We start from the raw sequence: 25,994 nt of genomic DNA on the forward strand, positions 1-25,994 counted from the left end.
TGATCGAATTATACTAGCCTTTTTTGATACAAAACGTCTCAATAATTGCGATCAGGGAGGTAAGCAATGGAGATCGGTAAGAAACTAAGTGGGATTTCGCGGAGAGATTTCTTCCGCGTTGCAGGTCGTTACGGCATGAGTTCGACTCTGCTGGCAGCAGGCGGGTTTGGTGGGGCGATGAGCCTGGCGAATCTGGCGCAGGCGGCCGAATCCACCTACGAAAAGCGCTTTTCGAAAGAACCCAAGCATACGCTGAAATTCGGCGCCTCGGGCTTCAACACCCGCAACTTGCTGATCGAACGCGCCGGGGCCATCGAATTCGCGCGCGATCTGGAAGAACGCACAGATGGTGAGATTAGGATCGAATTCATCGGTGACAATCAGATTTGTGGTCAGCTCAGCTGTGTTGAGAAAACCCAGCAGGGAATCGTCGATATCTACGCCGCATCGACCCAAAATTCGGCTGGTGGCGCGCCCTATCTGAACGTGCTGGATTACGCCTATATGTTCCCAAGCCGTGCGGCGCAGTACTATTTCTTCTACAGCCCTGCGAGCCAGCGCATTCTCCGCGACCCCCTGGAGAAACGGCACGGCTTGAAGTTCCTGTTTACACACTGCGAACTGCGCGGCCTGCAAATGGGTTCGACCTTTGCCGACAAGCCCACAGTGACCAAATTGGAAGAGCTGTTCGGCACCAAAAACCGCGTGACCGGCACGCAGTTGGGCCGGATTGCAATGCAGTTGCTGAACCTGAACCCGGTTCCGGTGGCCTGGGAAGAAACACTGGACGCGCTGAAAACCGGTCTGATTGACGGGGCTGAAACCTGGGCCTCCGCCGTGGCTTACGCCAATATGGCCCCCGTGGTTTCGCAGTCGGTGAACCTGAAGTTCTTCTGCGGCACCGAGCACACCTCGATGTCAGCCAAGGTCTTCGACAGCCTCGGCGGTGAGTTGCAGGACGCAGTGATGGAGTCTTCCTACTTCACTCAGGCGTTGATCCAAGGTGCGAATGAAGCTGCATTGTTGAACACTGTTGGCTTCTCGGAGCCGCAGCTTCCCAACACGATCTTTGCCGAAAACGGTGTCCGCCCGGCCTTCCTGCCGGACGATCAGATCAAACTGGCCGAAGAAATGTGCGCCCCGAACTATAACCCAGAACCTTGGGCGCAGTGGCGTGAACGCCTGAACAAATGGGCGGGCGGCATCGATACGTATCAGGAAATCTACGACATCGCGCGTGAAATTCCGGCTGACACCCTGCCAGAAAACGTAGAGCCGCGCCGTTGGTGGATGGGCCAAGCCTGATAAGCTGATGTGAACCGGCCCCAAACGGGCCGGTTCCAAAAACACACCGACTGGGAGGACGGGGTACATGTCGTTATGGGCAGACATAGGCGCAATCTTCAGCGCCTTTCTCAGCCAGGATTCGTTCGAGATTCAATCCGCTCTGGAATCTGACGCTGCTTGGGTTTTTGGTGCAGTCGTCTCGGCACTTGGCGGTTTTCTGGTCATGTTGGTCTATAGAAAGGTGCCCTTCATAGAACGTCATCTGGAACGATCAGTCATGGTTTATTCCTATCTTGCCATTGCACTGATCATCTTCTGGGGTGTGATCGACCGCTTCGTGTTCAATGATCAAGAACCATGGTCGACGACCATTCCGCCATTGCTGTTTATGGTCATGGCGTGGTTTGGCGCATCTTACAACGTACGCCTTCGTACGCACTTGAGCTTTAGCGAATTCCGCACCGCAATGCCGCGGGCAGGGCAACTCGCTTGCCTGATCCTTGATGCGGTTTTGTGGTTTATCTTCGCTGTGATCGTCATTGTCACCACGTCCCGACTGGTCGCCCTGTCCGCGTCAAATTTCCAGATCGTACTGGGTACCGACAATGTCATGCAGTGGTGGTTTCTTTTGGCTGCGCCGCTGTCTTTCTTCTTGATGGTAGGGCGCGTGTTTCAAAACCTCGCGGATGATCTGCACAACTGGAAAACAGGCGAACCGCTCATCAAACAGGCCGTGATCGGAGCAGACTAATGACAGATGGAACCATGGTCACACTGATCTCGGTTGGGGTCACATTTCTATTCATGCTGGGCGTGCCGGTTCTGCTGGTCATCGGCTATTGGGTCATCGGGTGTTCGTTTGTCCTTGGCTTGACGCTCGACAATATGGGTGCCGAGTTGCTGAACGTCTTCAACAAGGGTTTCGCCCTGCTGGCGATGCCACTGTTCATCCTGACCGGAGACCTGATCAACAAATCCGGTATCGCCCGGAGGCTCAGCGACTTCGCCTATGCCTGTTTGGGTTGGATACGCGGCGGGTTGGCGATGGCCTCGCTGGGGGCGTGCGGGTTGTTCGCCGCTATCTCGGGCTCGAACTCGGCCACGACTGCCACCATTGGTTCCATGTTGCACCCGGAGATGGTCAAGGGCGGTTATGATGAGCGGTTCAGCGCGGCCACTGCGGCGGCGGGTGGCACGGTGGGGATTATCATTCCGCCGTCGATTATTTTCATTGTCTATGGGTTCCTGATGAACCTGCCGATTTCGGAGCTGTTCGTCGCGGGTATCCTGCCCGGAGCGCTGATGGTCATGGGGATGCAATTCGCCTGCTGGATCATCTGCCGCATGAATGGCTGGGGGTATCTGATACCGCTGCAATTGAACCGAGTGTTGAAAACCGCGTTTGGCGCTTGGCTTGGCTTCTTTGCCATCGGTTTGGTTTTGTGGGGCATCTACACCGGTAAATTCTCACCCACCGAAGCGGCTGGCGTGACCGTGGGTTTTTGCGTGATCGCAGGTTTGGTCAGCTATCCGATCAACCGCTTGATGGGAGCCCGCAACAACATTTCACCAACCGAAAAAACCTATGCCGAGATGTTCGTGGTCGAAGGTTTTACGATCCCGGAGATCCCCTCAATTGTGATCCGGTCAGCCCAGATTACAGGCATCCTGGCACCGCTGATCGCAATTTCAGTGGTGATGCAGCAAATCCTGTCGCTGCTGGGGGCGCAAGAAACCATTGGGAACTTTGTCACCTCGATGGGCGGCTACCACGCGGTTCTGTTTACCTCGATGGTGATTGTCTTCTTTTCAGGCATGGTGCTGGAAAGCCTGCCAGTGACGATCATCCTTGCGCCGATACTCGCGCCAATCGCGGCCTCGGTTGGAATAGACCCGATCCATTTCTCGGTGATCTTCCTTGTGGGTGCGTCTATCGGCTTCATCACGCCGCCTTACGGTTTGAACCTCTATGTGGCATCAGGCGTGACGGGTGTACCCTATTTCCGGCTCTTGCGATACACGGTGCCCTATCTGGCGGCTTTGCTGTCGGTGTGGATCTTGGTGTCTCTTGTTCCCGATCTGGCCTTGATCCTGCTGCCAAATAACTAGAATGTTGCGGGATGGCCGAGACGGAAACACAAGACAAAGAAACTCAGATCCCGACCAACCTGCGCCTTCTTCTTATCCTTGAGGAGGTGGCGCGGCGTGGGGTCGCCATCAAACCAGCGGAGCTGATCGAGACATTGGGGCTGGCGAAGCCTACAGTCCACCGTCTGCTCCAAACCGCAGAGGCTGAAGGTTTTCTGCAGCGGGATCTGGATGGCCGCTCATATGGCCCTGGGCCTCGGCTGCGGTTGCTTTCGGTCAATACCATGTCGTCCGAACACCTGCGCACCGCGCGATTGGCAATCTTGCGCAGCGTCGCCGAAAACGTTGGTGAGACTTGCAACTTAGCCATCCCAGACCGGGAAGGGATGATCTACCTCGACCGGGTCGAAACGAAATGGCCACTGCGCATCCAATTGCCAATCGGTACCCAGGTGCCCTTCCATTGCACAGCCAGTGGCAAGATGTACCTGTCTACTCTGCGTCAGAAGACGTTGGATGGGTTTCTCTCTGCAGGTAATTTGCAACCGCAGACCGAACGATCCCTAACGGACCCTAAAGCACTACGCGACGAAATCCGCGGAATCGCTGAAAGGGGTTACGCGACAGATGATGAGGAATTCATGGCCGGAATGACGGCCATCGCCGTGCCCATTCGTGATGGACAAGGCAGATTGGTGGGCACACTTTCTGTGCATGCTCCGACCCAACGTCACGACGTCAACAGCCTGCTGTCCTTTCTGAACATCCTGCAAAAAGGAGCAGGTGAGCTCTCGGAAATGCTAACTGACTGAAGTCTGCCCGTGAACATGATCAAGGCTTTTGTCAAATCAGACTGAAACAGATCTTATCAAGCCGGCTAGGGGATTCAGATGACAAGCTGTCAGAGCTAAGGTCAGTTCCCGATTTGCCGGGCATGGCCGATACTGAAAAATGATTTCAAAAATCCGAAAGCGGTTGTTCAAGTGCAAAATGGGCAGGTCGGCAAAGTCCTGCATTGCAGTCATTCGCATCTACGGCGGACATGTACCCAGATTCTGTGAAGCGCAGTTCCCGTCAACGCTGTCTGGGTTTACTTTTTGGTATTGGAAGCTTGTTTTTTGAGGTTTGCTTTCGCCTCGCCTGAGCAATAGACACTTGATGCGGTGTTTTTTGGGGAGAGTGTCTGTCCTCCTAAAATCCCGGTTCGCTTACGTTTAGCAACTCAGTACCGAGTTGAGCGATTGACATGCATTCGCAGTTGGTATGCTATCCACAACCATAACGTTCACAGAAATTCGCGACACAGTATCGTGAGTTCAATGCGGTTAAACGACTGCAAAATGGGAGAAAATAATGAATAAACCAATACTCGCACTGGCGCTGTTGATGACGACGACGTCTTTGGCCAATGCCGAAACCCTGCGTTGGGCGCGCTCGGGGGATGCGTTGACGCTTGACCCGCATTCGCAGAACGAAGGGCCGACGCATACCGTGCGCCACCAGATGTATGAACCTCTGATCATTCGCGACACGAGCGGTGCTTTTGAGCCTGCGCTTGCGACCGATTGGGCCCCCAGCGAGAGCGATCCGAATGTATGGGTGTTCAACTTGCGCCAGGGTGTGAAATTCCATGACGGCGCCGATTTCACCGCAGAAGACGTGGTGTTCAGCATCAACCGTGCGAAGCAGCCGAACTCGGACATGAAAGAGCTGATCAACTCGATTGTCGAGGTGCGCGCTGTTGACGACCACACGATCGAGATCGAGACGGACGGTCCGAACCCCATCCTGCCTGCGAACCTCACCGACCTGTTCATTATGGACAAAGGCTGGACCGAGGCGAATAACGCGGTCAACGTTCAGGACTTTGAAGGTGGTGAGATCACTTTTGCGACCGTCAATGTGAACGGAACCGGCCCCTACAAACTGGTCAGCCGCGAGCCCGATGTGAAAACCGTCATGGAGCGGAACGAAGACTATTGGGGTCGTGATCAGTTCCCGATGGCTATCAGCGAAATCATCTATACGCCCATCCAGAACGACGCGACCCGCGTTGCGGCGATGCTGTCGGGCGAGGTGAACTTCCTTCAGGATATGCCGGTGCAGGACCTGGACCGGGTGAATGCTGTGGACGGTTTGGTCGTCAAACAAGCGCCGCAAAACCGGGTGATCTTCTTTGGTATGAACCAAGGCGCGGACGATATCGAAGCGGATAACGTCGATGGCAAGAACCCCTTGGCCGATGTCCGGGTACGTCAGGCTATGTCCAAAGCGATCAACCGCGACGCCATCCAACAGGTGGTCATGCGCGGTCAGTCGCAACCTGCCGGTATGATCGCCCCGCCGTTCGTGAACGGTTGGACTGCCGAGATGGACGGTGAAAGCAGCACGGACGTTGAAGGCGCGAAGGCTCTGTTGGCCGAGGCGGGTTATCCCGACGGCTTCTCGATCCGGTTGGACTGCCCCAATGACCGCTACATCAACGATGAAGGTATCTGTCAGGCCGCTGTCGGGATGTTGGGTCAGATTGGTATCACTGTGAATCTGGATGCCAAACCGAAGGCGCAGCATTTCCCGCTGATCACGGACGGAAAGACCGATTTCTACATGCTGGGCTGGGGTGTTCCGACCTATGACTCGGAATACATCTTCAACTTCCTGGTCCATGGCCGTGAAAGCGACATTGGGACGTGGAACGGCACCGGGTATGACAATGATGAGTTGGATGCCAAGATTAAGTCGCTGGCCTCGAACACGGATCTTGTTGCGCGCGATCAGGCAATCGCCGAGATCTGGCGCGTGGTGCAGGACGAACAACTGTATATCCCTATCCACCATCAGGTGCTGAACTGGGGTATGGCCGAAAATCTGGACATCAACGTTGATCCCGAAGATCAGCCTATGGTCAAGCATTTCGGCCTGAACTAAGAAACGTGGCCGGGCCTCGAACTACGGGGCCCGCCACCAAAAAGTGGGAGCTATCATGAAACGTCTGACCACTGCCGCGCTTTTGGGCGCGCTTGCCTTTCCTGTCTCAGCCAAAGAGTTCACGTTTGCCGTTACAACGGACCCGCAAACAATGGATCCTCATGCGGTCAACTCTGCCCCCGTTTTGGGGTTTCTGAACAATGTCTATGAAGGGCTTGTGCGCCGGGGCAAGGATATGACCATTGAACCGGCGCTGGCCACCAGTTGGGAAACCATTGGGGATGGCGCAGGCTGGCGGTTCAACCTGCGCGAGGGGGTGACGTTTCATGATGGGTCCGAATTCAACGCCGATGACGTGATTTTCTCGTACCAACGCGCGTCCGATGAAAACTCCGACACGCGCAGCTGGTTCGCGCCGGTCAGCGAGGTGGTAAAAGTTGACGATTACACCGTCGACGTGATGACCAGCGCACCAAACCCGATCTTCCCGGACAGCATCGCCAACTGGATGATCATGGATAGCGGCTGGGCCGAGGCAAACGACGCAGCCCTTCCCGACAAAGAAGCAGGTAACTATGCGACCCTGAACGCCAATGGCACCGGAGCCTTCCGAGTCACCGCGCGAGAGCCTGGCCTGCGTACCGTTCTCGAGCCCTTCGAAGGCTGGTGGGGCGAAGCAGAACACAACCTGACCCGGGCCGAACTGGTGCCGATCCAAAACCCGGCAACCGCTCTGGCGGCTCTGTTGTCTGGAGATGTGGACTTCATCAACCCGGTTCCAATTCAGGATGTGGCTCGGTTGCAAGGCAATCCGGACGTGAAGGTCATTCAGGGCGTCGAAGCGCGCGTGATCATGCTGGGATTCGACCAGCAGGAAGGCGCGAGCGAAGCCGGGCAGGGTGGCTCTGACCTGTTCCGAGACGCGCGCGTCCGCGAGGCGGTGGCAAAGGCAGTTAACGTTCCCGCTATCCTGCAAACCATCATGCGCGGTAATGCAGAGGTGGCGAGCCAGTTGGTCAGTCCTGCGATGCGCGGCTATTCGGCTGCGAACGCAGACCCCTATGGGTATGACCCCGAAGATGCCAAGGCGTTGCTGGCCGAGGCTGGGGCAGAGGGGGCCGAGGTCAGTTTCAAATGCCCTAACAATCGCTACCTGAACGACGAATCCGTTTGTCAGGCAATTACCGCCATGCTGACTCAGGCCGGGCTGAACGTGACGCTCGATGCGATGCCGGTTCAGAACTACTGGCCTGAACTGCGCGCCGATAATTTCGACATGTACCTGCTGGGCTGGTCGCCGGGCACGTTTGATGCCGAGCATCCTGTGCGCTTCCTTGCTTCTACCCCGAACGAAGAAAAGAAGCTGGGATCATGGAACTTTGGCGGCTATTCGAACGCGCGCGTGGATGAGCTGCTGCCGATGATCCAGTCGGAGATCGATGAATCAACACGTCAGGCCATGCTGGATGAAGTCGCAGCCATCCTGCAGGACGAAGTGGCTTATGTGCCGCTGTACGTCGAGGCTCTGGTCTGGGGTGCGCGCAGCAATATCGAGCTGACGCAGCGGACGGATAACTTCTTTCTTTTGCGATGGGTCACGGTCAACTAAATGCTGTCATACATTATCAGGCGCGTTGCCCAGTCGGCGCTGGTTCTGTTCGTCGTGGGCCTTGTCGCCTTTTCCATGTTCCGCTTTGTCGGCGACCCGATCGACAACATGCTGGGGCAGGAACGGACCATGGAAGATGTGGAACGCCTGCGGGCTCAGCTGGGTCTCGATCAGCCGTTTCCGGTGCAATATGTGAAGTTTCTGCAAGAAGCGGTACAGGGCAATTTCGGCGTCAGCTTCCGTCAGGGGCGTCCGGTCGCGGAAATCCTGGCCGAGCGCGCTCCGGCGACGTTGGAACTGGCACTGGTCTCGGCCGTATTTGCCATTGTTCTGGGTATCGCGCTGGGTGTGTTCACCGCAATCAGGCGAGACGGGTTTGCAGCGAATTTCATCATGTCAGCCTCTCTGATCGGGGTGTCCTTGCCGACCTTCCTTATCGGGATCCTGCTGATTTACATCTTCTCGGTTGAACTTGGATGGCTACCCAGCTTCGGGCGCGGAGAGGTTGTAGATCTGGGCTGGTGGAACACCGGCTTGCTGACAAGCAGCGGACTTAAAGCCTTGATCCTGCCAGCGATTACATTGGGTCTGTACCAGATGACCCTGATCATGCGGCTGGTGCGGTCTGAGATGCTGGAGGTCCTCCGGCAAGATTATATCCGCTTTGCCCGCGCCCGTGGTCTGAGTGACCGGACCATCAATTTCCGTCATGCGCTGAAGAATACCATGGTCCCGGTCATCACCATCATCGGTCTGCAACTGGGGGCCATCATCGCCTTTGCCATCATCACCGAGACAGTGTTCCAGTGGCCGGGCCTTGGCCTTCTGTTCATCAATGCAATCCAGTTCGTGGATATCCCTGTCATGGCAGCTTACCTGATGATGATCTCGGTCATCTTTGTCACCATCAACCTTGCGGTCGATATCCTTTACGCCTTCATCGATCCGCGCCTGAGGGTCAGCGCATGAGCCGTGTTAAACGCATTCTGGACAGCGACCAGTTCTACGCCTTTCGCCGCTCACCCGTGGCCATGGTCTCGGCCACGGTGGCTTTGATCCTGATCCTCGCCACCATCCTTGCACCGTTGATTGCTCCGACAAACCCGTTTGACCCGGCCAGCCTGAACCTGATGAACGGCTTCACCCCGCCGATGGAACCCAATGCCTTTACCGGCGAAAGCTTCCTTATGGGCACCGACGATCAGGGGCGGGATGTGTTCTCGACCATCCTTTATGGAATGCGGATCTCGCTTTTCGTTGGGGTAGCGGCCGTTCTGTTCGCCATGGTTCTGGGCATTATTCTGGGCCTGCTCTCGGGCTATTTCGGTGGCTGGACTGAAACCATCATCATGCGCACGGCGGATGTGCAGCTGACCTTCCCCTCGATCCTTCTGGCCATGCTGATCTTTGGCATCGCCAAAGGCATTACTCCGGTGGAGTATCGCGACCAGATGGCGATCTGGGTGCTGATCCTGGCCATTGGCCTGTCCGATTGGGTGCAATTCGCGCGGGTCGTCCGAGGTGCAACGCTGGTCGAGAAGAACAAAGACTACGTTGCCGCCGCGCGCATCATCGGGCAAAGCCCGCTGACCATCATGCTGCGCCACATCCTGCCCAATGTACTGTCACCGGTGTTGGTGATCGCGACCATTTCATTGGCGCTGGCGATCATTGCCGAAGCGACGCTCAGTTTCCTTGGCGTAGGCGCGCCACCAACGCAACCGTCGCTGGGCACGCTGATCCGCATCGGGCAGGGCTTCCTGTTTTCGGGTGAGTGGTGGATCCTGTTCTTCCCCGCCTGCACCCTGCTGGCACTGGCGCTGAGTGTGAACCTACTGGGCGACTGGCTGCGCGATGTTCTGAACCCGAGGCTGAAATGACCGATCCCGTTCTTTCGATCCGCAACCTGACGGTGGAAATCCCCACCCGCCACGGCATCTTCAAACCGGTCGAGCACGTGACCTACGACCTGCACCCGGGTGAAATACGGGGCGTTGTCGGCGAAAGCGGTGCAGGCAAGTCCATGACCGGCAACGCCGTGATCGGCCTGCTGGACCCTCCGGCCCATGTGTCAGAGGGGGAGGTCTGGCTGAATGGGCGCCGCATTGACGAGTTGGACGCCGAAGACAAGCGCCGGATCCGGGGCAAAGAGATCGGGATGATCTTTCAGGACCCGCTGACCTCGCTAAACCCGCTGTTCACGGTTGGTGAGCAATTGGTCGAGACGATCCAACTGCATCTTGGCCTGTCCGCGTCCGAGGCGAAAAAGCGCGCCATTGACCTGCTGGATCGCGTGTCCATCCCCGACCCGGCGGACCGTTTCAACCAGTATCCGCACCAGTTTTCCGGCGGGATGCGTCAGCGGGTGGTAATCGCGCTCGCGCTCTGTACCGAACCCAGTGTTCTGATCGCGGATGAACCTACAACGGCCCTGGATGTGTCGGTCCAAGCGCAGGTGCTGGATCTGATCAAGGAACTGGCAAAGGAACGTCAGGTCGGCGTGATCCTCGTCACCCACGATATGGGTGTTATCGCCGACACCACGGATACGGTGACCGTGATGTATTCCGGCCATGTGGTTGAAAGCGGCACGACCGATCAGATCCTCGGCGCGCCGACACATGAGTATACCAAATCCCTGATTGCCGCCGTGCCACGCCCGCACACCAAGGTCGAGCGTTTCCCAGTGGTCAATTATGGCGAGCGGGAAAGAACCTTCAAGATCGACGATCTGGCGGCCCATTGGGACAAGACCGACCTGTCCAAATCCGGCAAGCTGCTGGAAGTCGAAAACATCACTAAGACGTTCCTGCAAAAAGGTGGGTTGCTGCCATCGCAACGCAAGTACTTCACTGCCGTCGATCAAGTGAGTTTTGACATTCGCGACGGTGAGGTTTTCGGCCTTGTGGGCGAAAGTGGGTCTGGCAAGTCCACGGTCGCGCGGATGATTGGAACGCTCTACCCCGTGGACGGCGGACGGGTTATCTTTGATGGCGAAGACGTCACAGTCATGGAGGCAGAGGCCCTGCAAGCCTACCGCCGCCAGATCCAGATGATCTTTCAAGACCCGTTCTCCAGCCTGAATCCCCGCATGAGGGTTGGGGACCTCGTGGCCGAGCCCATCCATCATCACAAAATCCTGCCCAAGCCCGCCGTCGAACCGCGTGTGCGCGAATTGCTTGACTGGGTTGGGCTAGCCAAGGACGCGTGGCGTAAGTATCCGCATGAATTTTCCGGTGGGCAGCGTCAGCGCATTTGTATTGCGCGCGCCCTCGCAACTCAGCCCCGTTTTCTGATCTGCGATGAGCCGACCAGCGCCTTGGACGTATCCATTCAAGCGCAAATCCTGAACATTCTCAAAGACCTGCAGGAACATCTTGGCTTGACTATGCTCTTTATCAGCCATGATCTCCCGGTCGTGCGTCAGATGTGTGACCGGGTGGGTGTGATGCGCAATGGGCAGCTGCTTGAGGTTCAGGAGACGGACTCGTTGTTCGACTCTCCAGAGCATCCGTATACACGGGAACTATTGGATTTGATGCCCCGGCTAAAGCAATTGGCGTAATCTTACCGGGTTGATAGGGTTCCGCAAAGCCCGAACGAGAGGTCTTTGCATGGCTGATCGTAGCGGTCGCAAGTGTTGTGGATGGTTTTGGTATTCGCCGAAAACACTCTCAAGGCGCGTCCCATACGTTGAGCGTTTCTGCCTTGGCGCTTGATACATCTCGCAAACCAACTTCCGAAGCAGTTTGTACTGTGCCAGGCGGGGTCAGCGCGTTTAGGAGCATCCGGGTGTTTTCGGAAATCACCTGGTTGAGGTGTTCGCTGAAATCGGTCCGTAGAACTGAATAGTTAGGAAATGTCGAATTGAGCGACACTCCTACGCTACGGCCGACCAAATGACCGTGTTGCTGCGAGATCTCGTATTGACCGTCACCTTTGTGCCATAGGACTTGGCTGAAACTGTGTTACAGGGAACCTTATGGTACGTTCCGGTCCTGCTTTATTCAGCTGTCCATTTTATTGTAGGTGCATTGGAGCTGGACACGCTGGCTTGACCTAAACCGGATACCCCAGATCTTGTATCAACTTCCAAATGTCCTTGTTTGCTGCGGACAGCTGATCAACGACCCGCTCAATCTCACGTAAGGCATCGTCATCCACTGTATCTTCGCGACCAAGTTTGATGTCGGTCTTACGATCCGCGATCCGCATTAGAATGGTCTTTGGATTGCCGCTTTCAGGGTCGAAGGAATAGATACAATGGTTGTATTTGTTGCGGATGCCCGACAGCTTTGACAGGCGCTGCGTATGAGCAAGGATCGGGTCCCGGACTTGCGGCGACCGCCCCTCCATCTTGGCCAGCCGCTCGACCAGATCGATTCGGGCGCGGGTGGTGTTCAGCGTCAGAAAAATGATCACAGAGACGTCTTTGGATGCCCCCGTCAGGCCCGCTATCAGGTGGATCAACAGGCTTTCCGTATTGGTCCACATGTAGTTCAATCGACCAACCAACAAGATCAGGCGGTCGAACCGGGTTTCGAACGTGTCAGTCAAGGGCTGACTGCTGCGCCGCGTGAGGCGCGACCTCAAAATAGAAATGCGCCGCAGCGGTCCGGTTGCTGACGCCAATCTTGCCAACCACATTGTGCATGTGCAGTTTGACTGTGTGTTCCGTTATCCCCAGCTTGGCGGCGATCAGCTTGTTGCTTTTGCCCTGCGAAACAAGTTGCAGCACCTGTTTTTCACGGCGGGTCAGTTTCGAATAACGGGCATGTCTGTCGACGCCATTTGGAGCTACCGGCGGCGCTTGGATAGCAGCCGGGGTGATACTTTGGGATGGTGCCGGAACGCAGTCAGCCAGAAAACTTGGTAAATACAGCTCTTCATGCATCAGCAATCTTAAGATCGCGCGCCATGCATCAGGCGCAACATTCATTGGCAGAAAACCGATCTCACCCAGTCGCGCCCGATCCCACCCCTGGAACAATCGGCGGGCCGAGTCCTCTTTGCGATAGGCAAATGCGAGACAACCGGCACCTGTTGAGTTGGTATAAGCATTGGGACGCGACAGCAGATCTTCGATCATCATTTGGTCGACAACGATGATCTTGTTCCCGGTTGGCGCATGCGCACGCATCGCGTCAAGGCTCTCGAACCGTTCTGCGTGCACGCCAAACTCGGTCTGAACACTCCTGAGCGTTTGATTGGAATAGAACAGTTCTTTCCCAACAAAGACTATCGATAAATCTTCGGAATAAGTGTCAACATTGGCAGTTTCATTCTGCAAAGACTTACTCATTATTGCCCCCTACAAAACAGGCGTAACCGGAAAATTGGTGCTTTAATAAAATAGAACCAGGGTAAAAAACGTTAACTAATCAATGAATTATATCCTTTTTACTATACCTCAAGTTTTGAATGTCTACAACCAGACGATGCAGACCCGACTGGGTAGAAATAGAACTATTGATTAGGTTTTCGTGCTTTCTTTTGTGTAACCGGTGGAAACAATTGTGTTTATTTTTTGACGATTTCTAGAACTAGAACTTTGGTCATGGTTGAGCTCATTTTGGCAGTTTTTCAAAAAATAAAGTTATTTAACAAATGTTTACAAAGTTTAGTACTTTCAATCAGCTAGGCGCGGGCTGATGGCGCTGCGAACATGGCCGGGCTTCAATTTCAGAAGCAACTATCCCTGACGTGATCGCCCTCAGCGTATTTTAGCATTGAATTGGGGGTCACGTTTTCGGCTTAGCCGGGAAAGGAGGTGGCCTCGAATAAGTAAACGCAGACCGCATTCAGCGATTTTTTCGCTGCGTGTGGGTTTTTGTTTCAACCGCGCCTGATGCCGCTTTGTAGATGAATGGCGGTCTGGCGTTCCAGAAATGGGATTTTGTCATGAGACGTAATGTAAATAATACCAACGTAACGACCGTCGATGAAATTAACGTCGAAAATCTGGATGCTCCGGTCAATGTTGAAATTCCTGTGGAAGAAGCCTTTGTCGAGGCTGATTTGACAGCGCAACAGCAGCAGCAAGACCAGACTGTCGACAACTCGAACGATCAGGGTCAGGATCAGGGCCAAGGCCAGGATCAGGGTCAGGAACAAGGTCAAGACCAAGGCCAGGATCAGGGTCAGGACCAAGGCCAAGATCAGGGACAAGACCAGTCTCAGACGCTTGATGCCGGTGATGACAGCAACGACAACTCCAACAACAACGCTATCAATATTGATTTCGGCGGCGGTGAGTGGATTCCGCGCGACGATGATCAGGTTGATCTGGATCTTGGGGATTCGGCGACAGTTGGTGATGTGATTACCGCAGGCCGTGATCTGACTTATGATCCCGGCGATGACATGAATCTGGACATCTCAATGGATGGTGCCGGTACGGCGATGTCATCAGTCAACAACCAGGTTGCCAGCCTGAGCGATGATGACACGCTGGAATCTGCGAGTGTTGCGAACAATTCAGGCTTCTACCAGAACGGCGACGCCAATGGCGGCACAGCTACGGCTGCAGAAGGTATCCGGGCGAATGCAGATGGCGGCAACTCGGGTGATGGCGGAACCACAGTCGGCGGCGCGGCAGACTCGTCAACGCTTGGCAGCCACGCATGGGCCGCAGGTGGTGACACCGGAAGCGCTGATGCGGACTCGGCAGGTGGAGACGGTGGATCTTCGGGCGACGCGTCCAATGCAAGCATGGGCATGGGCACGTCCGACGCCAGCTCGACCGGTGACAGCTCGGGTGGCAATGGCGGCGATGCTGACGGTTCGGCCTCTTCGGACAACGATGGCAGCACAAGCGTAGACGGTGATGGAACCGGCGGCGCTGGCGGCAGCGCGGACTCATTTGGCTTAGGCCTGGGTCTGGGTCTGTCCGGTGCAAGCTCTACAGGTTTCGCAGATGGTGGAGACAGCGATTCTGACTCGACCGGAACCGGTACGGGCACGGCGGACAATGCCACGGATGCGTCCGGAGCGGACGGCGGCGACGGTAATGCAGCGACCGAAGGTTCAGCTTCGAACAGCAGCGACAGCGACACCGAAGCCAATGACGCAAGTGCTGGCGACAACACAGCGGATGGCACGGCAGACAGTGGTGCGGACAGTTCAGCTGATGGTGACGGCGGTGACGGAACCGGTGGCGACGGCACTGGCGGCGACGGAACTGGCGGTGATGGAACCGGTGGTGACGGAACTGGTGGTGACGGCGAAGGCGGTTTTGCCGCGATGCTTGAAGCTGCCATCATGGAGCTGCAGGAAGAGCTTGGCATGATTGATGCCGAACCCGGCGAAGGCGGTGACGGAACCGGTGGTGACGGAACCGGCGGAGATGGTGACGGCGGTGACGGAACGGCTGGCGACGGCTCGGGCGGCGACGGTTCCGGCGGAACCGCAGACGCAACTTCTGACGCCCAGGGCGTTGGCGACCAGTCGGCAAGCGGCCCGGATATCGACCAGAGCCCAGGCGATGTGAACGGTTCAGCCAGCAATTCGCAGGCCACCGATGGCAGCGGCGGTGACGGCGGTTCGAATACAGCCGACGGCGCAGCAGATGCGATGGGTTCCGGCACATCAGCGGCTGACGGTGACGGCGGCGCTGGCGGCAGCAACACACCAACCTCTACCTCCAGTGGCAGCGGCGCGGGTTCTGCAGATGCAGCCAATACCGCTGGCGATGGTGGCGCTGCGGATGTCTTTGGTGACGCGGATACGAATGGTGCCGCGGACAGTCTGGCCGAAGCGATTGCCGGTTACGGCGGCGCGGGTAGTTCCGACAACGACTCGACATCGACAGGATCTGGTGATGCGACAGGGTCAGCCGACTCGGGTAACGGCGGTGCCGGTGGCGCGTCAGCTGCAAACGGCGGAACCAGCGGATCCTCGATGGGCAGCGCAACCTCGGGTGACACCATGGGTGGCACCATCACGGGCGGCAGTGCAGCCGGAGCCTATTCGGGTGACGGTGGCGCAGGCGGCACGGGCGGCAATTGGGGCGCAAACAACGGTGGCGATGGAATCGTGACCGGTGAATCCTACGCCTCGGCTGCGGCGGTTGTCGATACGTCGGCCTTCAACCAATCGATCGTCATGGGTGCCAACGTGCTTGGTAACTCGGTCGATACGACCATGGTTGGTGGTTCGATGACGTCCTCGTACGCAAGCGACGACACTGACACCTAAGTCAAACAGCGGGGCCCGCATTTTCGGGCCCCGTCAGTCTTTCAAAACTGCCGGGGCCGTAAAACGCGGCCCCGGCCCAACTGAACCCAAAGCGGAAATTTGTGCCGCTGCGGGTGTAAAGGAAAACCGACATGGCCCTAGACAGTATTTCTGAAACGATAGCGCATTTTGTTGGAACTTTTGAGCTTACGATCGAACAGTCTCGGCTGAGGGATCAGTACGAAGAATTTACCGCTCTGAGGCGTAAAGCCGAAATAGAAGGGCTGGAGGATCCGGCCACGATCCACATCAAGGCAGACCTTGATATTCCAGCGGGCGAGTACAAAGCTCTGCCCTATACCTTCCAACCCGCTGACCCCGAGTTGCCGCTGCCAAACGCGCCCGCCGGGCCGGTTTCGGAAGCGGTGATTGTTATCGACGGTACTGTAGAACCTGTGCGGTATGTGCCAGAAGTCGAAACGGTTGAGGCTGGTTCGTCCAACTTTATCCAACTGATCATTCTGCCGCCGGAAACAGTGCCTTTGGGTTCGGCTTTGACCGTTACGGTGCAGAGCGTCTACATGCGCGATAACGACGTTGTGGGCGAGGGCGACTTTCGGGATCCTGAGGTGCTGATGGCCCAAGGCGAGCAGATGCTGGATATGGCTTTGTCGCTTCATGCCGTCGCTGCGCCATCTTTTTCACTCGCGGACTACCAATCCACCGAAATGCTTGAGGCATTTGCCGAGCAGATGGCAAACCCGGCGATCTCGGACATAGAAGGCGCGACGGTGCACCAGTTCCATGGCGATGAAGCGTTGGGTGTCATCGTCAACGGTGAACATGTGACGGACGCTCCGGAATGGAAAGATCTGCTCCCGGAATATCATCAGCCTGATGACACAGAAGATACGGCTGAGCTGCCGTATCCCGATGAATGGGATCAGTCTAAGGATCCGGAATTTGATGACGGGCACCTGGTTGTGACCGGTGGCAACGTTGCGATAAACGCAATGGCGGCCACTGTGGCTTGGGTGGATGCCCCGATAATTGCTGTTGGGGGGCAGGCGGTCAACCTGACGGCCATTAGTCAGGTCGCTGTTGTGTCTGATTGGGATCAAGGTGTGCCGGGAACGGGGAGCGGCACCAACATCGTGCAGACGTCGCAAATCGAGGTCGAATCCAAAACGGCACCCTGGCTTGGAGCAACATCCGGTGCTGCGGCTGCGGCACCGATTATTATCGTGGACCATGTTCAGGGCGATTTGGTGGTTGCGAATTTCATCAAGCAGGAGATCGATGCCACAGATATCGATCAGATTCAGACCGAGATTTCGGCCTCTTCGACCCTGTACGCGCTGGGCGATAACGAGATGTATAACGTCTCGGATCTTATCCAGTTGGGCAACTACTATGATGTGATCATCATCGATGGGAACATGGTCTCGGTGGACGTGATCAACCAAACCCTAGTGCTGATAGACGATGATATTGTCAGCGGCGGGATGCATCCGGCAGCGTATGAAGATGGGGCCAGTGGCGACGAAAATCTGGTGATGAACGAAGCCTCTGTGAAAACAGTGGGGGAAGACATCTATCAGGATATGTCTCAAGGTATGTCCAATACAATGGCATTGGCAGCCGCCGATATAGCGGCCCTGGAAGATGCATTGCTGAATGATCCCAATTTCGCAGGGATGGAGCAGATCCGTGTCCTCAAGATCGACGGCGATATGGTACAAGTGAACGTCGTTGAACAAACAACCTTGATGCAGGATCAGGATGATGTTGACCTGTCCGGCCCTGATGCATCCCAGACCGAGGTGGTGGCTGGCAGCAACGCTTTGTTGAACAGCGCAAGCGTGACAAAGCTGGGTGTGGACTCGACGATCATGGCCGCTAATGGCGCGTACTCTGATCTATTGCTGCATCAGGCCAGCCTGCTCGATATGCCCACCAATGAAGACATAACGACAATGACCAATGAAGCCATCGCTGCCATAATGAGCGATATGAGTATCGCGCAGCCTGATGCTGCGTTGGCTTTAACCACCCCAGCAACAGATACCACGACCAACGACGACGGCCTGCAATCCGTGCTGGCCTGATTTTCCTGTTTTTTTACTGAGTGACCAGAAGGTTAGTAGATGTCGATCGTATTCACGTCGCGCCGCCCTTACTTATCCAGCCCATTGGACAGGCAGGGTGGAGGAAGACCGCAAAATCATAGTCTTGGTGAAAGGGTGAAACCCGCGACCAGAAGCCCAGAAATCGCACCTCGTTTGCATCTGACGCAGCAGATGCGCGTGTCAGACCCAGATGAAAAACAGACAGAGAAACCTGAGAAACTGAAGCATTCCGAAGACCAACACCACTCACGCGAACAACGGCGCGCTGATCCTCCCCATCGGCGTGCACAGCCGCAGCCCGCACAAGACAAAGACCCGACGGGTGGCGGCAATGGGGTGGCCGATGCTGATGGCCCCGATCAGGATACCGCCGAGGAAACGACCGCGCGTAAGACCCCCTCTGCGCGCGCGGACGGCGATAACCGCATGGGCACCACGATTGAGGCCAAAGCGAACCAGCCACTGCCGCAAAATCAGACCGGCGGCGGCGATGGCAAAGGGCCACCCCAAACCTTTCACAAAAGAACTCCGCCCGAAGACTTTCAGCGCACCTTGCGCGTGTCGATCCGCGCGATCTGGCGTAACCTGGCTTTTGTGCTGGTTCTGACCTGCGCCACGAACATCCTGATCTTGGCGATCCCGATTTATCTGTTCCAAATCAGTGACCGTGTTCTGACCAGCCGGTCGCTGGACACATTGATTATGCTGACGGCAATCGTTGCAGGCGCGGTGATCTTTCAATCAGCCTTTGACGCGGTGCGCAGGTTCATGTTGATGCGCACCGGGGTTGAAGTGGCGGCCCGATTGGGTGCCCCTGTGCTGAGTGCTGCAGCCCATGCTTCACTGCATGGCAACGGGCGCGAGTATCAAACGTTGGGCGACTTGCAGCAGCTGCGTGGTTTTCTGGTGTCGGGCACTTTGATCTCGTTTCTGGATGTTCCTTTCGCGCCCTTGTTCATCTTGATGATTTTCCTGGTGCACCCACAGTTGGGCATGATCGTGGTCGTGACCGCGCTGCTGTTGATGACAATTGCCCTGATCAACCAGAAAATGACGGCCAAACCCTTTGCCGAGGCCAACAAGGCGCAGTCATTGGCGAACCAGCATCTGGATTCGATGTCGCGCAACAGCCAGATCATCAACGCGCTGGCTATGATCCCCGAGGCCGTCCGGATCTGGGGCAGGGACACCGCTCAGTCATTGACATGGCAGGTGCGCGCGCAAGACCGCAACGTGATTTTCGCCGCCGTTTCAAGGGCTGTCAGGTTGCTGACCCAAATTGGTATTCTGGGCTGGGGCGCCTATCTGGCCCTTCAAGGCGAAATTACCGGGGGTATGGTGATTGCCGCGTCGATCATTGCAGGTCGTGCCTTTGCACCCATCGAAGGTTCGATTGAAGGCTGGAACAGCTATTTGTTAACGCGCGGGGCCTACAGCCGGATCAAGGCTCTGCTGTCGACCTCGGCCTTGCAATACGAAAAACTGCGCCTGCCGCGCCCTGAAGGCCGGTTGGATGTGGAGCGGCTGCTCTATGTGCCCGGAGGAACCAAACGCGTTGTTCTGAACGGGATCACTTTCTCACTCACACCCGGAGAAACGTTGGCAATCATCGGCAATTCCGGTGCTGGTAAAACGACCCTCGGGAAAACGCTGGTCGGGTCCATCCTGCCCACATCTGGCAGTGTTCGGCTGGACCTGATGGACATCCGCAACTGGGATCCGCGGCAGTTTGGGGAAAGCATTGGCTATCTGCCGCAAGATGTTCAGCTGTTCCCGGGAACGATCAAAGACAATATCGGCCGGATGCGGGCAGACGCGACCGATGAACAGATCCACGACGCCGCTGTTCTGGCTGACGTACACAACATGATCGCAACCCTGCCGCAAGGGTATGAAACGGTGGTGGCTGCTGACGGCTCACCATTGTCCGGTGGGCAAAAGCAGCGCATTGCTCTGGCGCGGGCGTTCTTTGGCAACCCGAGAATGGTTGTGCTGGACGAGCCGAATTCAAACCTCGATGTGGCTGGGGACAAGGCGCTGGCCCGGGCGATTGAACAGGCACGCGAAAGCAAGATCACCGTGGTCGTCATCACACAGAAACCGACGCTGTTGAACGTGGTCGACAAGATCATGTTGCTGACTGACGGGCGCGTGGCCCTGTTCGGGCAGCGCGATCAGGTTCTGCAACAGATCAACGCGCCGCGCAAACAAACCGGAATTGAAGGCCAACAGGGGGGCTGACCATGAATGACCTCGTACCTGTGAAGAACTCTGCCGATGAACCTCAGGTCTGGTATGCCGAGGTTCCCCGCTCGATCAATCGGCTGATTGCCATCGGGCTGGTTATGCTTTTGGTGTGTTTTGGCGGTTTCGGCGTCTGGTCGTTCAGCGCCCCTCTGGCGGCTGCGGTAATTGCACAAGGCAGCTTTGTTGCCACTGGCCGTAACAAGATCGTTCAGCATCTTGAGGGTGGAATTATCGAAGATATCAAAGTGGTCGAGGGGCAAACGGTTCAGGCCGGTGAGGTTCTTATGACGCTGGATCAGACCTCGGCACAGGCCAATGAACGTGAGTTGTTCATCCGCAAACTACGCTTGCAAGCTATGACCCAGCGTTTGTTGGCCGAATACGGCGAACAAGACCGCCTTGTCTTTTCACCTGATCTGCTTGAGGCATCCGATGATGTCGAGGTCATGGCTATTCTCGATGGGCAAAAGCTCAGCTTTGATGTGTCGCGCAAGACGTTGCTGAATGATGTCGCATTGCTTGAGCGGAACATGGAGGCGCTGAAAATCCGATCCAGTGGGTTTGAAGCTCAGCTGGACAGTATGGTGCGGCGCGCTGAGATCTTGCAGGAGGAATATGAGGCCAAAAGCCAGCTTTATGAGAAAGGCTTGGTCCGCAAGGGCGAGCTCAACACGATCCGCCGCGTTCAGGCCGAGGCTGAAGGTCAACAAGCGCGCTTGCAGGCCGAGGCCGCGGAAATCAACCAAATGCTGCTGAAATACGAAGAACAGATCATGCGCACTCGGTCTGCCTATCGCGAAGCTGCGCTGGACGAACTGGGCGTGATTGAAGCCGATTTGGAAAGCGTGCGTGAAAAATCCCGTCAGGCCCGCAGCGTTCTGGACCGGGCGGTTGTCCGGGCCCCAGTTTCCGGTACGGTCGTGCGGCTGCACTACCACACGCCGGGTGGTGTTATTGAAACCGGCGAACCGATTGCCGAGATCCTGCCAGCCGATGCCCCGCTGATCATCGAAGCGCAGATTCCCCGCACGGAAATCGACAGCGTGATCACAGGGCAGACAGCCTCGGTGCGTCTGATCGCCTTGAACCAGCGCACGACCCCTGTGCTGTATGGAGAGGTTTTCTATATTTCTGCTGATGCTTTGCCCGAACAGACCACAGGCAGCCCGCAAGAAGTGTACCTCGCGCGCATTTCCCTGACACCGGATGAACTTCAACGTGTCAGCGGCTTTATCCCAACGCCCGGGATGCCCGCTGAAATCATGATCCAGACCGAAGAGAGGACCTTTGCCGCCTATATCGCGAAACCAGTGTCAGACAGCATGTCTCGTGCGTTTCGTGAGCATTGAGGTCACGGCTACACCTTCCAATTTTTGCATGTTACCCTTTGCTGGAACAGGTGAAGGAGTACACTTATGCCGGTAACGGTCAAAGACATGATGGAGGCCGCAAATGCGGTGGTTGCGCGGATTGATACAGCGCAGGCGAAGACCATTCTAGAGCAGGGCGGGCTTCTTCTGGACATTCGGGATGCATCGGAATTGCAAGCCACCGGCCGTGCTGCCGGGGCGCATCATATCCCGCGCGGGATGCTGGAGTTCCGGGCAGATGACACGCTGCAATCCCACGACCCGGAACTGCGCAAAGACCGCCCTATCATCTTGCATTGCGCTTCGGGTGGGCGCGCGGCTTTGGCTGGCAAGCTGCTGAAAGACATGGGATATCAGCAGGTCTACAACCTTGGCGGCTTGGTGGATTGGGTGAACGGGGGCGGCGAGCTTGTAAGCGCCTGACATACGGGCGTTTCGCATCTGACCCAAATCAAAGCGAAACACATTCGAATCGTGTGATGTTTGGCCGGAAGTTACCAAAAGGAAGTCCGGCCATGTTTCGCCTTGCCGCTATGCTGTATTCACTGATCGCAACTGCCCTGTCGGGCTCGGCTGTGATCGCCGTTTTGTCTGCCGATATGGTTTCGCTCAGTGCAATTGTTGGTGCCGCAGCAGCAGGGGCCGTGCTTGCTGCGCCCGCGTCCTGGATGGTCGCAAAGCGGCTGTATCAGGGCGCATGATCAAGCGTTCAGAAACGTTCTGACGGCCGCTTCAAACTCGCGCGGTTTCTCGGCGTGCAACCAATGACCGGCTCCGGGGATTTTTGCAAACCGTGCGCTGGGAAACAGCGCGCGGATTTTGTCACGATGCACTGGCAGAACGTAATCTGAGGCACCACCGGACAAAAACAGCGCAGGCCCGTTCCACGAGCCATCCAGATCGGGAAAACCCATGATATTTGGCATCTGGTCCGCCAATACATCCAGATTAAGCAACCAGCGTTTCCCGTTGATATCCAGAGACTGGGTAAAAAAGCTCTGAAGGGCCTTCTCGACGCCCTGCTCGGCAAGCTGTTGTTCAGCGTCTGACCGGCGTTCGATGCGTGAAAAGTCAACCGCCCGCATGGCCTCGATGAACTGGATCTGACTGTGCGTGTATTTAACTGGCGCAATGTCTGCGACCACCAGCTTGTTCACTAAGGACCCGTGATGCAGCGCCAGCGTCATCGCGGCCTTTCCCCCCATCGAATGCCCCAGCACATCGGCCACGCCGCCGAACTGTTCGATCACTTCGGCGATATCCTGCGCCAGATGTGGATAGTCATGCTGAGGGTCCCACATGCTGCGGGCGTGATTGCGCATATCCACCGCCACGACCTGCCGTTCGTCTGAAAGCCGTTTGGCAATCACACCCCAGTTGCGAGCGGATCCATACAGGCCATGTGCAATGATAAGTGGCGGAAGGGCGGTCGGTTCGCCATGTACAATTGTATTCAGCATGTCCCGAGTGATACCCGCGCGGACTGCAGACGACCAGCCCCATTGTAGGTCTTTGAACCACACGCTAGATTGCCGCGGCAGGAGGTCCGCAGGAGGTCCCATGTCGCAGGACACAGACATTCAAACCCGGATAGCCGAGACCGTAGCCTTGTTGCGGGCCAAGCTTGGCGTGCGGGACAAAACGCTTGAGGCGTCGATCCGAAAAGCCAAGCGACGCCTGCCGCGACGTGTTTACAAACAAGCCATGGTGCTGGCGCGGTCCGAGGCGATGGCCGCGCATCCCAAACTGAGGCAGGTACTGGACACACCCAAACTGATCCGTGCGTCAGATGTCGTGCAAGGACATCTCAGCGCGATCAATCTGGCCGACCGCAGATGGGGCTGGTTCCTTGGGATGCTGGGTGGGTTGGCCTTTAACTTGCTGGCACTGACGACACTGCTGCTGGTTTTTCTGTTGTGGCGTGGCTTGATCTGACCTTGGTTTCCGGATTATGCGCATGGATCTGAACGTGGTTCAATCTCTGAGGGCGCAATGTCAACCAAAGCACAAATCCGGCGAGAGCAGTTGCGCGAAAAACTGGTTGAGGCGGCCGAGATACGCATCGATCAACACGGTCTGAGCGACCTTCGTGCGCGCGATCTGGCCAAAGATGCTGGATGCGCTTTGGGTGCCATATATAACGTGTTTGAAGACCTGAACGCGATTGTCATGGCTGTGAACGGGCGCACGTTCAAACGTCTTGGGCAAGCGGTCGGAACGTCTTTTGACGGCAGTGAGCCACCGGTGCAGCGCCTGATTGTCATGAGCACGGCCTACCTGCATTTCGCCGACAAAAATGCCAATCTGTGGCGGGCTTTATTTGACCTGCAGATGCCGAATGATGGCTCAGTACCCGATTGGTATCGCAACGCGTTGAAAGACCTGTTTTCCTTTATCGCCGAACCTGTCAGCGAATTGTTCCCCGAATTGGATCGAGTCGAGATGGATTTGATGACACGGGCGCTGTTCTCATCGGTGCACGGAATCGTCACCCTTGGGCTAGAGAACCGTATCTCGGGCGTGCCGCCTGAACAGATTGAACGCATGATCGCGCAGGTTCTTTCACGAATTGGAAACAAATAGTTTCCTGAACGCCGTTCAAAAAAATACTTGAACGCTGTTCACGAAATTGCTATCTCCGAAATGTGAACGATGTTCATGAATTTGGAGGATCACATGTTCAATACATTGAAGACCCTGATGAGTGGTGCAAATGCCCGGGCCGAAGACAGGCTGCGCGATAGTTTTTCAATTGAGCTGATTGACCAGAAAATCCGGGAGGCCGACCAAAACCTGAAGGCCGCCAAGTTGACGCTTGCCAGCCTGATTCAAAAGCAACGCAGTGAAACCCGCCAAATCGAAACCTTGCAGGCCCGCATCCAGGATTTGATGGAAAGGACCCGTCAGGCGCTGGCAGATGATCAGCAGGATCTTGTTCAAAGCGCGGCGCAGGCGGTTGCGGATTTGGAAAACGAAATGGCGTTGCGCCAGCAAACCGTCGACCGGCTTGAGGCGCGTATCTTGCAACTGCGCCACTCGGTGCAGACGGCCAACCGCCGTATTCTGGATCTCAAGCAGGGCGCAATCTCGGCGCGTGCGGTGAAACGAGAGCAGGGGCTGCAAAAACGGCTGAACCGTCATCTGGGTGGCACAAGCCCGGCGGAAGAGGCAGAAGAGCTGATCGCCCGAGTGATGTCTCAGGATGACCCGTTTGAACAATCCGAAATCCTGCGCGAGATCGACGCGGGCTTGGATCACAGCACCGTGGCTCAACGGATGGAAGAGGCCGGGTATGGGCCAAAAACCCGCTCTAGCGCAGCGGATGTTCTGCGCCGCCTTAAGGCTCAATCCTGAAACTAACGAACCTGTATATTGAATAAGGAGACTTCAAATGACCAATCGTGGTGAAAACAACCTGATCCTGATGCTGAACGGTGCTGGCGTGGCTGTGGCTTATCTGTTGCTGGGCATCTCTTTGTACTTGTCCACTGACGTGCCGCTGGCCACTAAGGGATACTGGGGTATGGGCATTGTCTTGCTTACACTCAGTCTGATCAACGTTGTGAAATACCGCTTTGACAGCCGCTCGGCCGAGGATCGCATCAACAGGATCGAAGAGGCGCGAAATGAGAAACTGCTTGAAGATGCTTTGAAAGAGGCCGAGGGCGAGGTCTGATCCTATCCGTCCAGGCCGTAGAGTTCGGTCTGAGCCTTAACAAGAAAAACGGCGCCTCTGAGGCGCCGTTATCATTTGTTTTTTACCGCTTACAAGTTCGGGTAGATCGGGAAGCGTGCGCAGAGCTCTGCGACTTCGGCTTTGACCTTGGCTTCGACAGCGCCGTTGCCGTCTTCGCCGTTGGCGGCCAGGCCGTCGACCACTTCGATGATCCAGTCGGCGATCTGGCGGAATTCGGTCTCGCCAAAGCCGCGGGTGGTGCCGGCGGGCGAGCCCAGACGGATGCCGCTGGTTACGGTCGGCTTTTCGGGGTCAAACGGCACGCCGTTCTTGTTGCAGGTGATATGCGCCCGGCCCAGAGCCTTCTCGGTCGCATTGCCCTTCACGCCTTTGGGGCGCAGGTCGACCAGCACCACATGGGTGTCGGTGCCGTGGGTCACGGTGTCCAGACCACCCTTGATCAGCTGATCCGACAGCGCCTGCGC

At 56.4% G+C, this 25,994-nt stretch carries 23 protein-coding genes and 1 pseudogene; 19 read left to right on the forward strand and 5 right to left on the reverse strand.

What is annotated here, in order from left to right; translation table 11 throughout:
* Positions 1-66 precede the first annotated feature (66 nt).
* The 9 genes from AC2FNU_RS15170 (at position 67) to AC2FNU_RS15210 (ending at position 11,477) form a co-directional block, all read left to right on the forward strand.
* Positions 67-1,305, forward strand: coding sequence for a TRAP transporter substrate-binding protein (locus tag AC2FNU_RS15170; protein ID WP_496790032.1), 1,239 nt, complete (start codon positions 67-69; stop codon positions 1,303-1,305).
* A gap of 67 nt (positions 1,306-1,372) precedes the next feature.
* Entirely contained in the window at positions 1,373-2,038 is a 666-nt protein-coding gene (locus tag AC2FNU_RS15175; RefSeq protein ID WP_171096760.1) for a TRAP transporter small permease, read from the forward strand.
* Entirely contained in the window at positions 2,038-3,396 is a 1,359-nt protein-coding gene (locus AC2FNU_RS15180) for a TRAP transporter large permease (protein WP_171096759.1), read from the forward strand. The genes AC2FNU_RS15175 and AC2FNU_RS15180 overlap by 1 nt, the downstream gene beginning before the upstream one ends.
* Positions 3,397-3,407: 11 nt before the next feature.
* Positions 3,408-4,187: an IclR family transcriptional regulator gene (locus tag AC2FNU_RS15185; protein WP_496790041.1), complete on the forward strand. Its 780-nt coding sequence runs from the start codon at positions 3,408-3,410 to the stop codon at positions 4,185-4,187.
* A gap of 541 nt (positions 4,188-4,728) precedes the next feature.
* The gene (locus tag AC2FNU_RS15190; RefSeq protein ID WP_496790046.1) at positions 4,729-6,303 is read left to right on the forward strand and encodes an ABC transporter substrate-binding protein; all 1,575 of its coding nucleotides are present in this window, start codon (positions 4,729-4,731) and stop codon (positions 6,301-6,303) included.
* 55 nt (positions 6,304-6,358) lie between these two features.
* On the forward strand, positions 6,359-7,912 hold the full coding sequence (locus AC2FNU_RS15195; protein WP_496790048.1) for an ABC transporter substrate-binding protein: 1,554 nt from the start codon (positions 6,359-6,361) through the stop codon (positions 7,910-7,912).
* Positions 7,913-8,881, forward strand: coding sequence for an ABC transporter permease (locus tag AC2FNU_RS15200; protein ID WP_170339894.1), 969 nt, complete (start codon positions 7,913-7,915; stop codon positions 8,879-8,881).
* Complete coding sequence (locus AC2FNU_RS15205; RefSeq protein ID WP_496790051.1) at positions 8,878-9,792, forward strand: ABC transporter permease; 915 nt, start codon at positions 8,878-8,880, stop codon at positions 9,790-9,792. Before AC2FNU_RS15200 ends, AC2FNU_RS15205 begins: the two co-directional genes overlap by 4 nt.
* Positions 9,789-11,477 carry an ABC transporter ATP-binding protein gene (locus AC2FNU_RS15210; RefSeq protein ID WP_496790055.1) on the forward strand — a complete coding sequence of 563 codons (1,689 nt, stop codon included), beginning with the start codon at positions 9,789-9,791 and terminating at the stop codon, positions 11,475-11,477. Before AC2FNU_RS15205 ends, AC2FNU_RS15210 begins: the two co-directional genes overlap by 4 nt.
* A gap of 494 nt (positions 11,478-11,971) precedes the next feature.
* Here the strand turns inward: AC2FNU_RS15210 and AC2FNU_RS15215 are convergent, their stop codons facing one another.
* Positions 11,972-12,469 carry a hypothetical protein gene (locus AC2FNU_RS15215; RefSeq protein ID WP_496790058.1) on the reverse strand — a complete coding sequence of 166 codons (498 nt, stop codon included), beginning with the start codon at positions 12,467-12,469 and terminating at the stop codon, positions 11,972-11,974.
* Positions 12,462-13,214: a helix-turn-helix transcriptional regulator gene (locus AC2FNU_RS15220; protein ID WP_496790061.1), complete on the reverse strand. Its 753-nt coding sequence runs from the start codon at positions 13,212-13,214 to the stop codon at positions 12,462-12,464. Before AC2FNU_RS15220 ends, AC2FNU_RS15215 begins: the two co-directional genes overlap by 8 nt.
* A 599-nt stretch (positions 13,215-13,813) precedes the next feature.
* On the opposite strand from AC2FNU_RS15220, the gene AC2FNU_RS15225 reads away from it, so the two are divergent.
* Entirely contained in the window at positions 13,814-16,108 is a 2,295-nt protein-coding gene (locus AC2FNU_RS15225; RefSeq protein ID WP_496790063.1) for a hypothetical protein, read from the forward strand.
* A gap of 1 nt (position 16,109) precedes the next feature.
* On the opposite strand, the gene AC2FNU_RS15230 is transcribed toward AC2FNU_RS15225, so the two are convergent.
* Positions 16,110-16,241, reverse strand: coding sequence for a hypothetical protein (locus tag AC2FNU_RS15230; RefSeq protein ID WP_496790066.1), 132 nt, complete (start codon positions 16,239-16,241; stop codon positions 16,110-16,112).
* On the opposite strand from AC2FNU_RS15230, the gene AC2FNU_RS15235 reads away from it, so the two are divergent.
* The 5 genes from AC2FNU_RS15235 (at position 16,240) to AC2FNU_RS15255 (ending at position 22,534) form a co-directional block, all read left to right on the forward strand.
* Positions 16,240-18,195 (forward strand): type I secretion protein, encoded by a 1,956-nt coding sequence (locus AC2FNU_RS15235; protein ID WP_496790069.1) that lies wholly within the window; start codon positions 16,240-16,242, stop codon positions 18,193-18,195. The two genes, AC2FNU_RS15230 and AC2FNU_RS15235, sit on opposite strands and share 2 nt — an antisense overlap.
* Before the next feature lie 192 nt (positions 18,196-18,387).
* Complete coding sequence (locus AC2FNU_RS15240; RefSeq protein WP_496790071.1) at positions 18,388-20,457, forward strand: type I secretion system permease/ATPase; 2,070 nt, start codon at positions 18,388-18,390, stop codon at positions 20,455-20,457.
* Positions 20,458-20,459: 2 nt separating this feature from the next.
* Positions 20,460-21,812: an HlyD family type I secretion periplasmic adaptor subunit gene (locus tag AC2FNU_RS15245; protein WP_496790075.1), complete on the forward strand. Its 1,353-nt coding sequence runs from the start codon at positions 20,460-20,462 to the stop codon at positions 21,810-21,812.
* A 66-nt stretch (positions 21,813-21,878) separates the two neighbouring features.
* The gene (locus AC2FNU_RS15250) at positions 21,879-22,256 is read left to right on the forward strand and encodes a rhodanese-like domain-containing protein (RefSeq protein WP_496790078.1); all 378 of its coding nucleotides are present in this window, start codon (positions 21,879-21,881) and stop codon (positions 22,254-22,256) included.
* A gap of 92 nt (positions 22,257-22,348) precedes the next feature.
* Positions 22,349-22,534: a hypothetical protein gene (locus tag AC2FNU_RS15255; protein ID WP_496790081.1), complete on the forward strand. Its 186-nt coding sequence runs from the start codon at positions 22,349-22,351 to the stop codon at positions 22,532-22,534.
* Here the strand turns inward: AC2FNU_RS15255 and AC2FNU_RS15260 are convergent, their stop codons facing one another.
* Entirely contained in the window at positions 22,535-23,293 is a 759-nt protein-coding gene (locus tag AC2FNU_RS15260; protein ID WP_496790085.1) for an alpha/beta fold hydrolase, read from the reverse strand.
* 100 nt (positions 23,294-23,393) lie between these two features.
* On the opposite strand from AC2FNU_RS15260, the gene AC2FNU_RS15265 reads away from it, so the two are divergent.
* The 4 genes from AC2FNU_RS15265 (at position 23,394) to AC2FNU_RS15280 (ending at position 25,509) form a co-directional block, all read left to right on the forward strand.
* Positions 23,394-23,768: a hypothetical protein gene (locus tag AC2FNU_RS15265; RefSeq protein ID WP_496790087.1), complete on the forward strand. Its 375-nt coding sequence runs from the start codon at positions 23,394-23,396 to the stop codon at positions 23,766-23,768.
* A gap of 57 nt (positions 23,769-23,825) precedes the next feature.
* Positions 23,826-24,416: a TetR/AcrR family transcriptional regulator gene (locus tag AC2FNU_RS15270; protein WP_496790090.1), complete on the forward strand. Its 591-nt coding sequence runs from the start codon at positions 23,826-23,828 to the stop codon at positions 24,414-24,416.
* A gap of 93 nt (positions 24,417-24,509) precedes the next feature.
* Complete coding sequence (locus AC2FNU_RS15275; protein WP_496790093.1) at positions 24,510-25,187, forward strand: PspA/IM30 family protein; 678 nt, start codon at positions 24,510-24,512, stop codon at positions 25,185-25,187.
* 37 nt (positions 25,188-25,224) lie between these two features.
* Complete coding sequence (locus AC2FNU_RS15280) at positions 25,225-25,509, forward strand: YiaA/YiaB family inner membrane protein (RefSeq protein ID WP_171093944.1); 285 nt, start codon at positions 25,225-25,227, stop codon at positions 25,507-25,509.
* Positions 25,510-25,598: 89 nt separating this feature from the next.
* On the opposite strand, the pseudogene glyA reads toward AC2FNU_RS15280, so the two are convergent.
* Positions 25,599-25,994: pseudogene (gene glyA, locus AC2FNU_RS15285) on the reverse strand (serine hydroxymethyltransferase); the annotation flags it as partial.

Source organism: Ruegeria sp. BHSB064, assembly GCF_059613205.1.

Bases quoted from the DNA above. Each gene is read 5' to 3' on its own strand.
- AC2FNU_RS15200 (WP_170339894.1), top strand. From the start codon at position 7,913: ATGCTGTCATACATTATCAGGCGCGTTGCCCAGTCGGCGCTGGTTCTG.
- AC2FNU_RS15250 (WP_496790078.1), top strand. From the start codon at position 21,879: ATGCCGGTAACGGTCAAAGACATGATGGAGGCCGCAAATGCGGTGGTT.
- AC2FNU_RS15270 (WP_496790090.1), top strand. From the start codon at position 23,826: ATGTCAACCAAAGCACAAATCCGGCGAGAGCAGTTGCGCGAAAAACTG.
- AC2FNU_RS15230 (WP_496790066.1), bottom strand. From the start codon at position 16,241: ATGTCGGTTTTCCTTTACACCCGCAGCGGCACAAATTTCCGCTTTGGG.
- AC2FNU_RS15225 (WP_496790063.1), top strand. From the start codon at position 13,814: ATGAGACGTAATGTAAATAATACCAACGTAACGACCGTCGATGAAATT.
- AC2FNU_RS15275 (WP_496790093.1), top strand. From the start codon at position 24,510: ATGTTCAATACATTGAAGACCCTGATGAGTGGTGCAAATGCCCGGGCC.
- AC2FNU_RS15185 (WP_496790041.1), top strand. From the start codon at position 3,408: ATGGCCGAGACGGAAACACAAGACAAAGAAACTCAGATCCCGACCAAC.
- AC2FNU_RS15280 (WP_171093944.1), top strand. From the start codon at position 25,225: ATGACCAATCGTGGTGAAAACAACCTGATCCTGATGCTGAACGGTGCT.
- AC2FNU_RS15195 (WP_496790048.1), top strand. From the start codon at position 6,359: ATGAAACGTCTGACCACTGCCGCGCTTTTGGGCGCGCTTGCCTTTCCT.
- AC2FNU_RS15170 (WP_496790032.1), top strand. From the start codon at position 67: ATGGAGATCGGTAAGAAACTAAGTGGGATTTCGCGGAGAGATTTCTTC.
- AC2FNU_RS15255 (WP_496790081.1), top strand. From the start codon at position 22,349: ATGTTTCGCCTTGCCGCTATGCTGTATTCACTGATCGCAACTGCCCTG.
- AC2FNU_RS15265 (WP_496790087.1), top strand. From the start codon at position 23,394: ATGTCGCAGGACACAGACATTCAAACCCGGATAGCCGAGACCGTAGCC.
- AC2FNU_RS15175 (WP_171096760.1), top strand. From the start codon at position 1,373: ATGTCGTTATGGGCAGACATAGGCGCAATCTTCAGCGCCTTTCTCAGC.
- AC2FNU_RS15210 (WP_496790055.1), top strand. From the start codon at position 9,789: ATGACCGATCCCGTTCTTTCGATCCGCAACCTGACGGTGGAAATCCCC.
- AC2FNU_RS15240 (WP_496790071.1), top strand. From the start codon at position 18,388: ATGCGCGTGTCAGACCCAGATGAAAAACAGACAGAGAAACCTGAGAAA.
- AC2FNU_RS15180 (WP_171096759.1), top strand. From the start codon at position 2,038: ATGACAGATGGAACCATGGTCACACTGATCTCGGTTGGGGTCACATTT.
- AC2FNU_RS15235 (WP_496790069.1), top strand. From the start codon at position 16,240: ATGGCCCTAGACAGTATTTCTGAAACGATAGCGCATTTTGTTGGAACT.
- AC2FNU_RS15205 (WP_496790051.1), top strand. From the start codon at position 8,878: ATGAGCCGTGTTAAACGCATTCTGGACAGCGACCAGTTCTACGCCTTT.
- AC2FNU_RS15245 (WP_496790075.1), top strand. From the start codon at position 20,460: ATGAATGACCTCGTACCTGTGAAGAACTCTGCCGATGAACCTCAGGTC.
- AC2FNU_RS15260 (WP_496790085.1), bottom strand. From the start codon at position 23,293: ATGCTGAATACAATTGTACATGGCGAACCGACCGCCCTTCCGCCACTT.
- AC2FNU_RS15220 (WP_496790061.1), bottom strand. From the start codon at position 13,214: ATGAGTAAGTCTTTGCAGAATGAAACTGCCAATGTTGACACTTATTCC.
- AC2FNU_RS15190 (WP_496790046.1), top strand. From the start codon at position 4,729: ATGAATAAACCAATACTCGCACTGGCGCTGTTGATGACGACGACGTCT.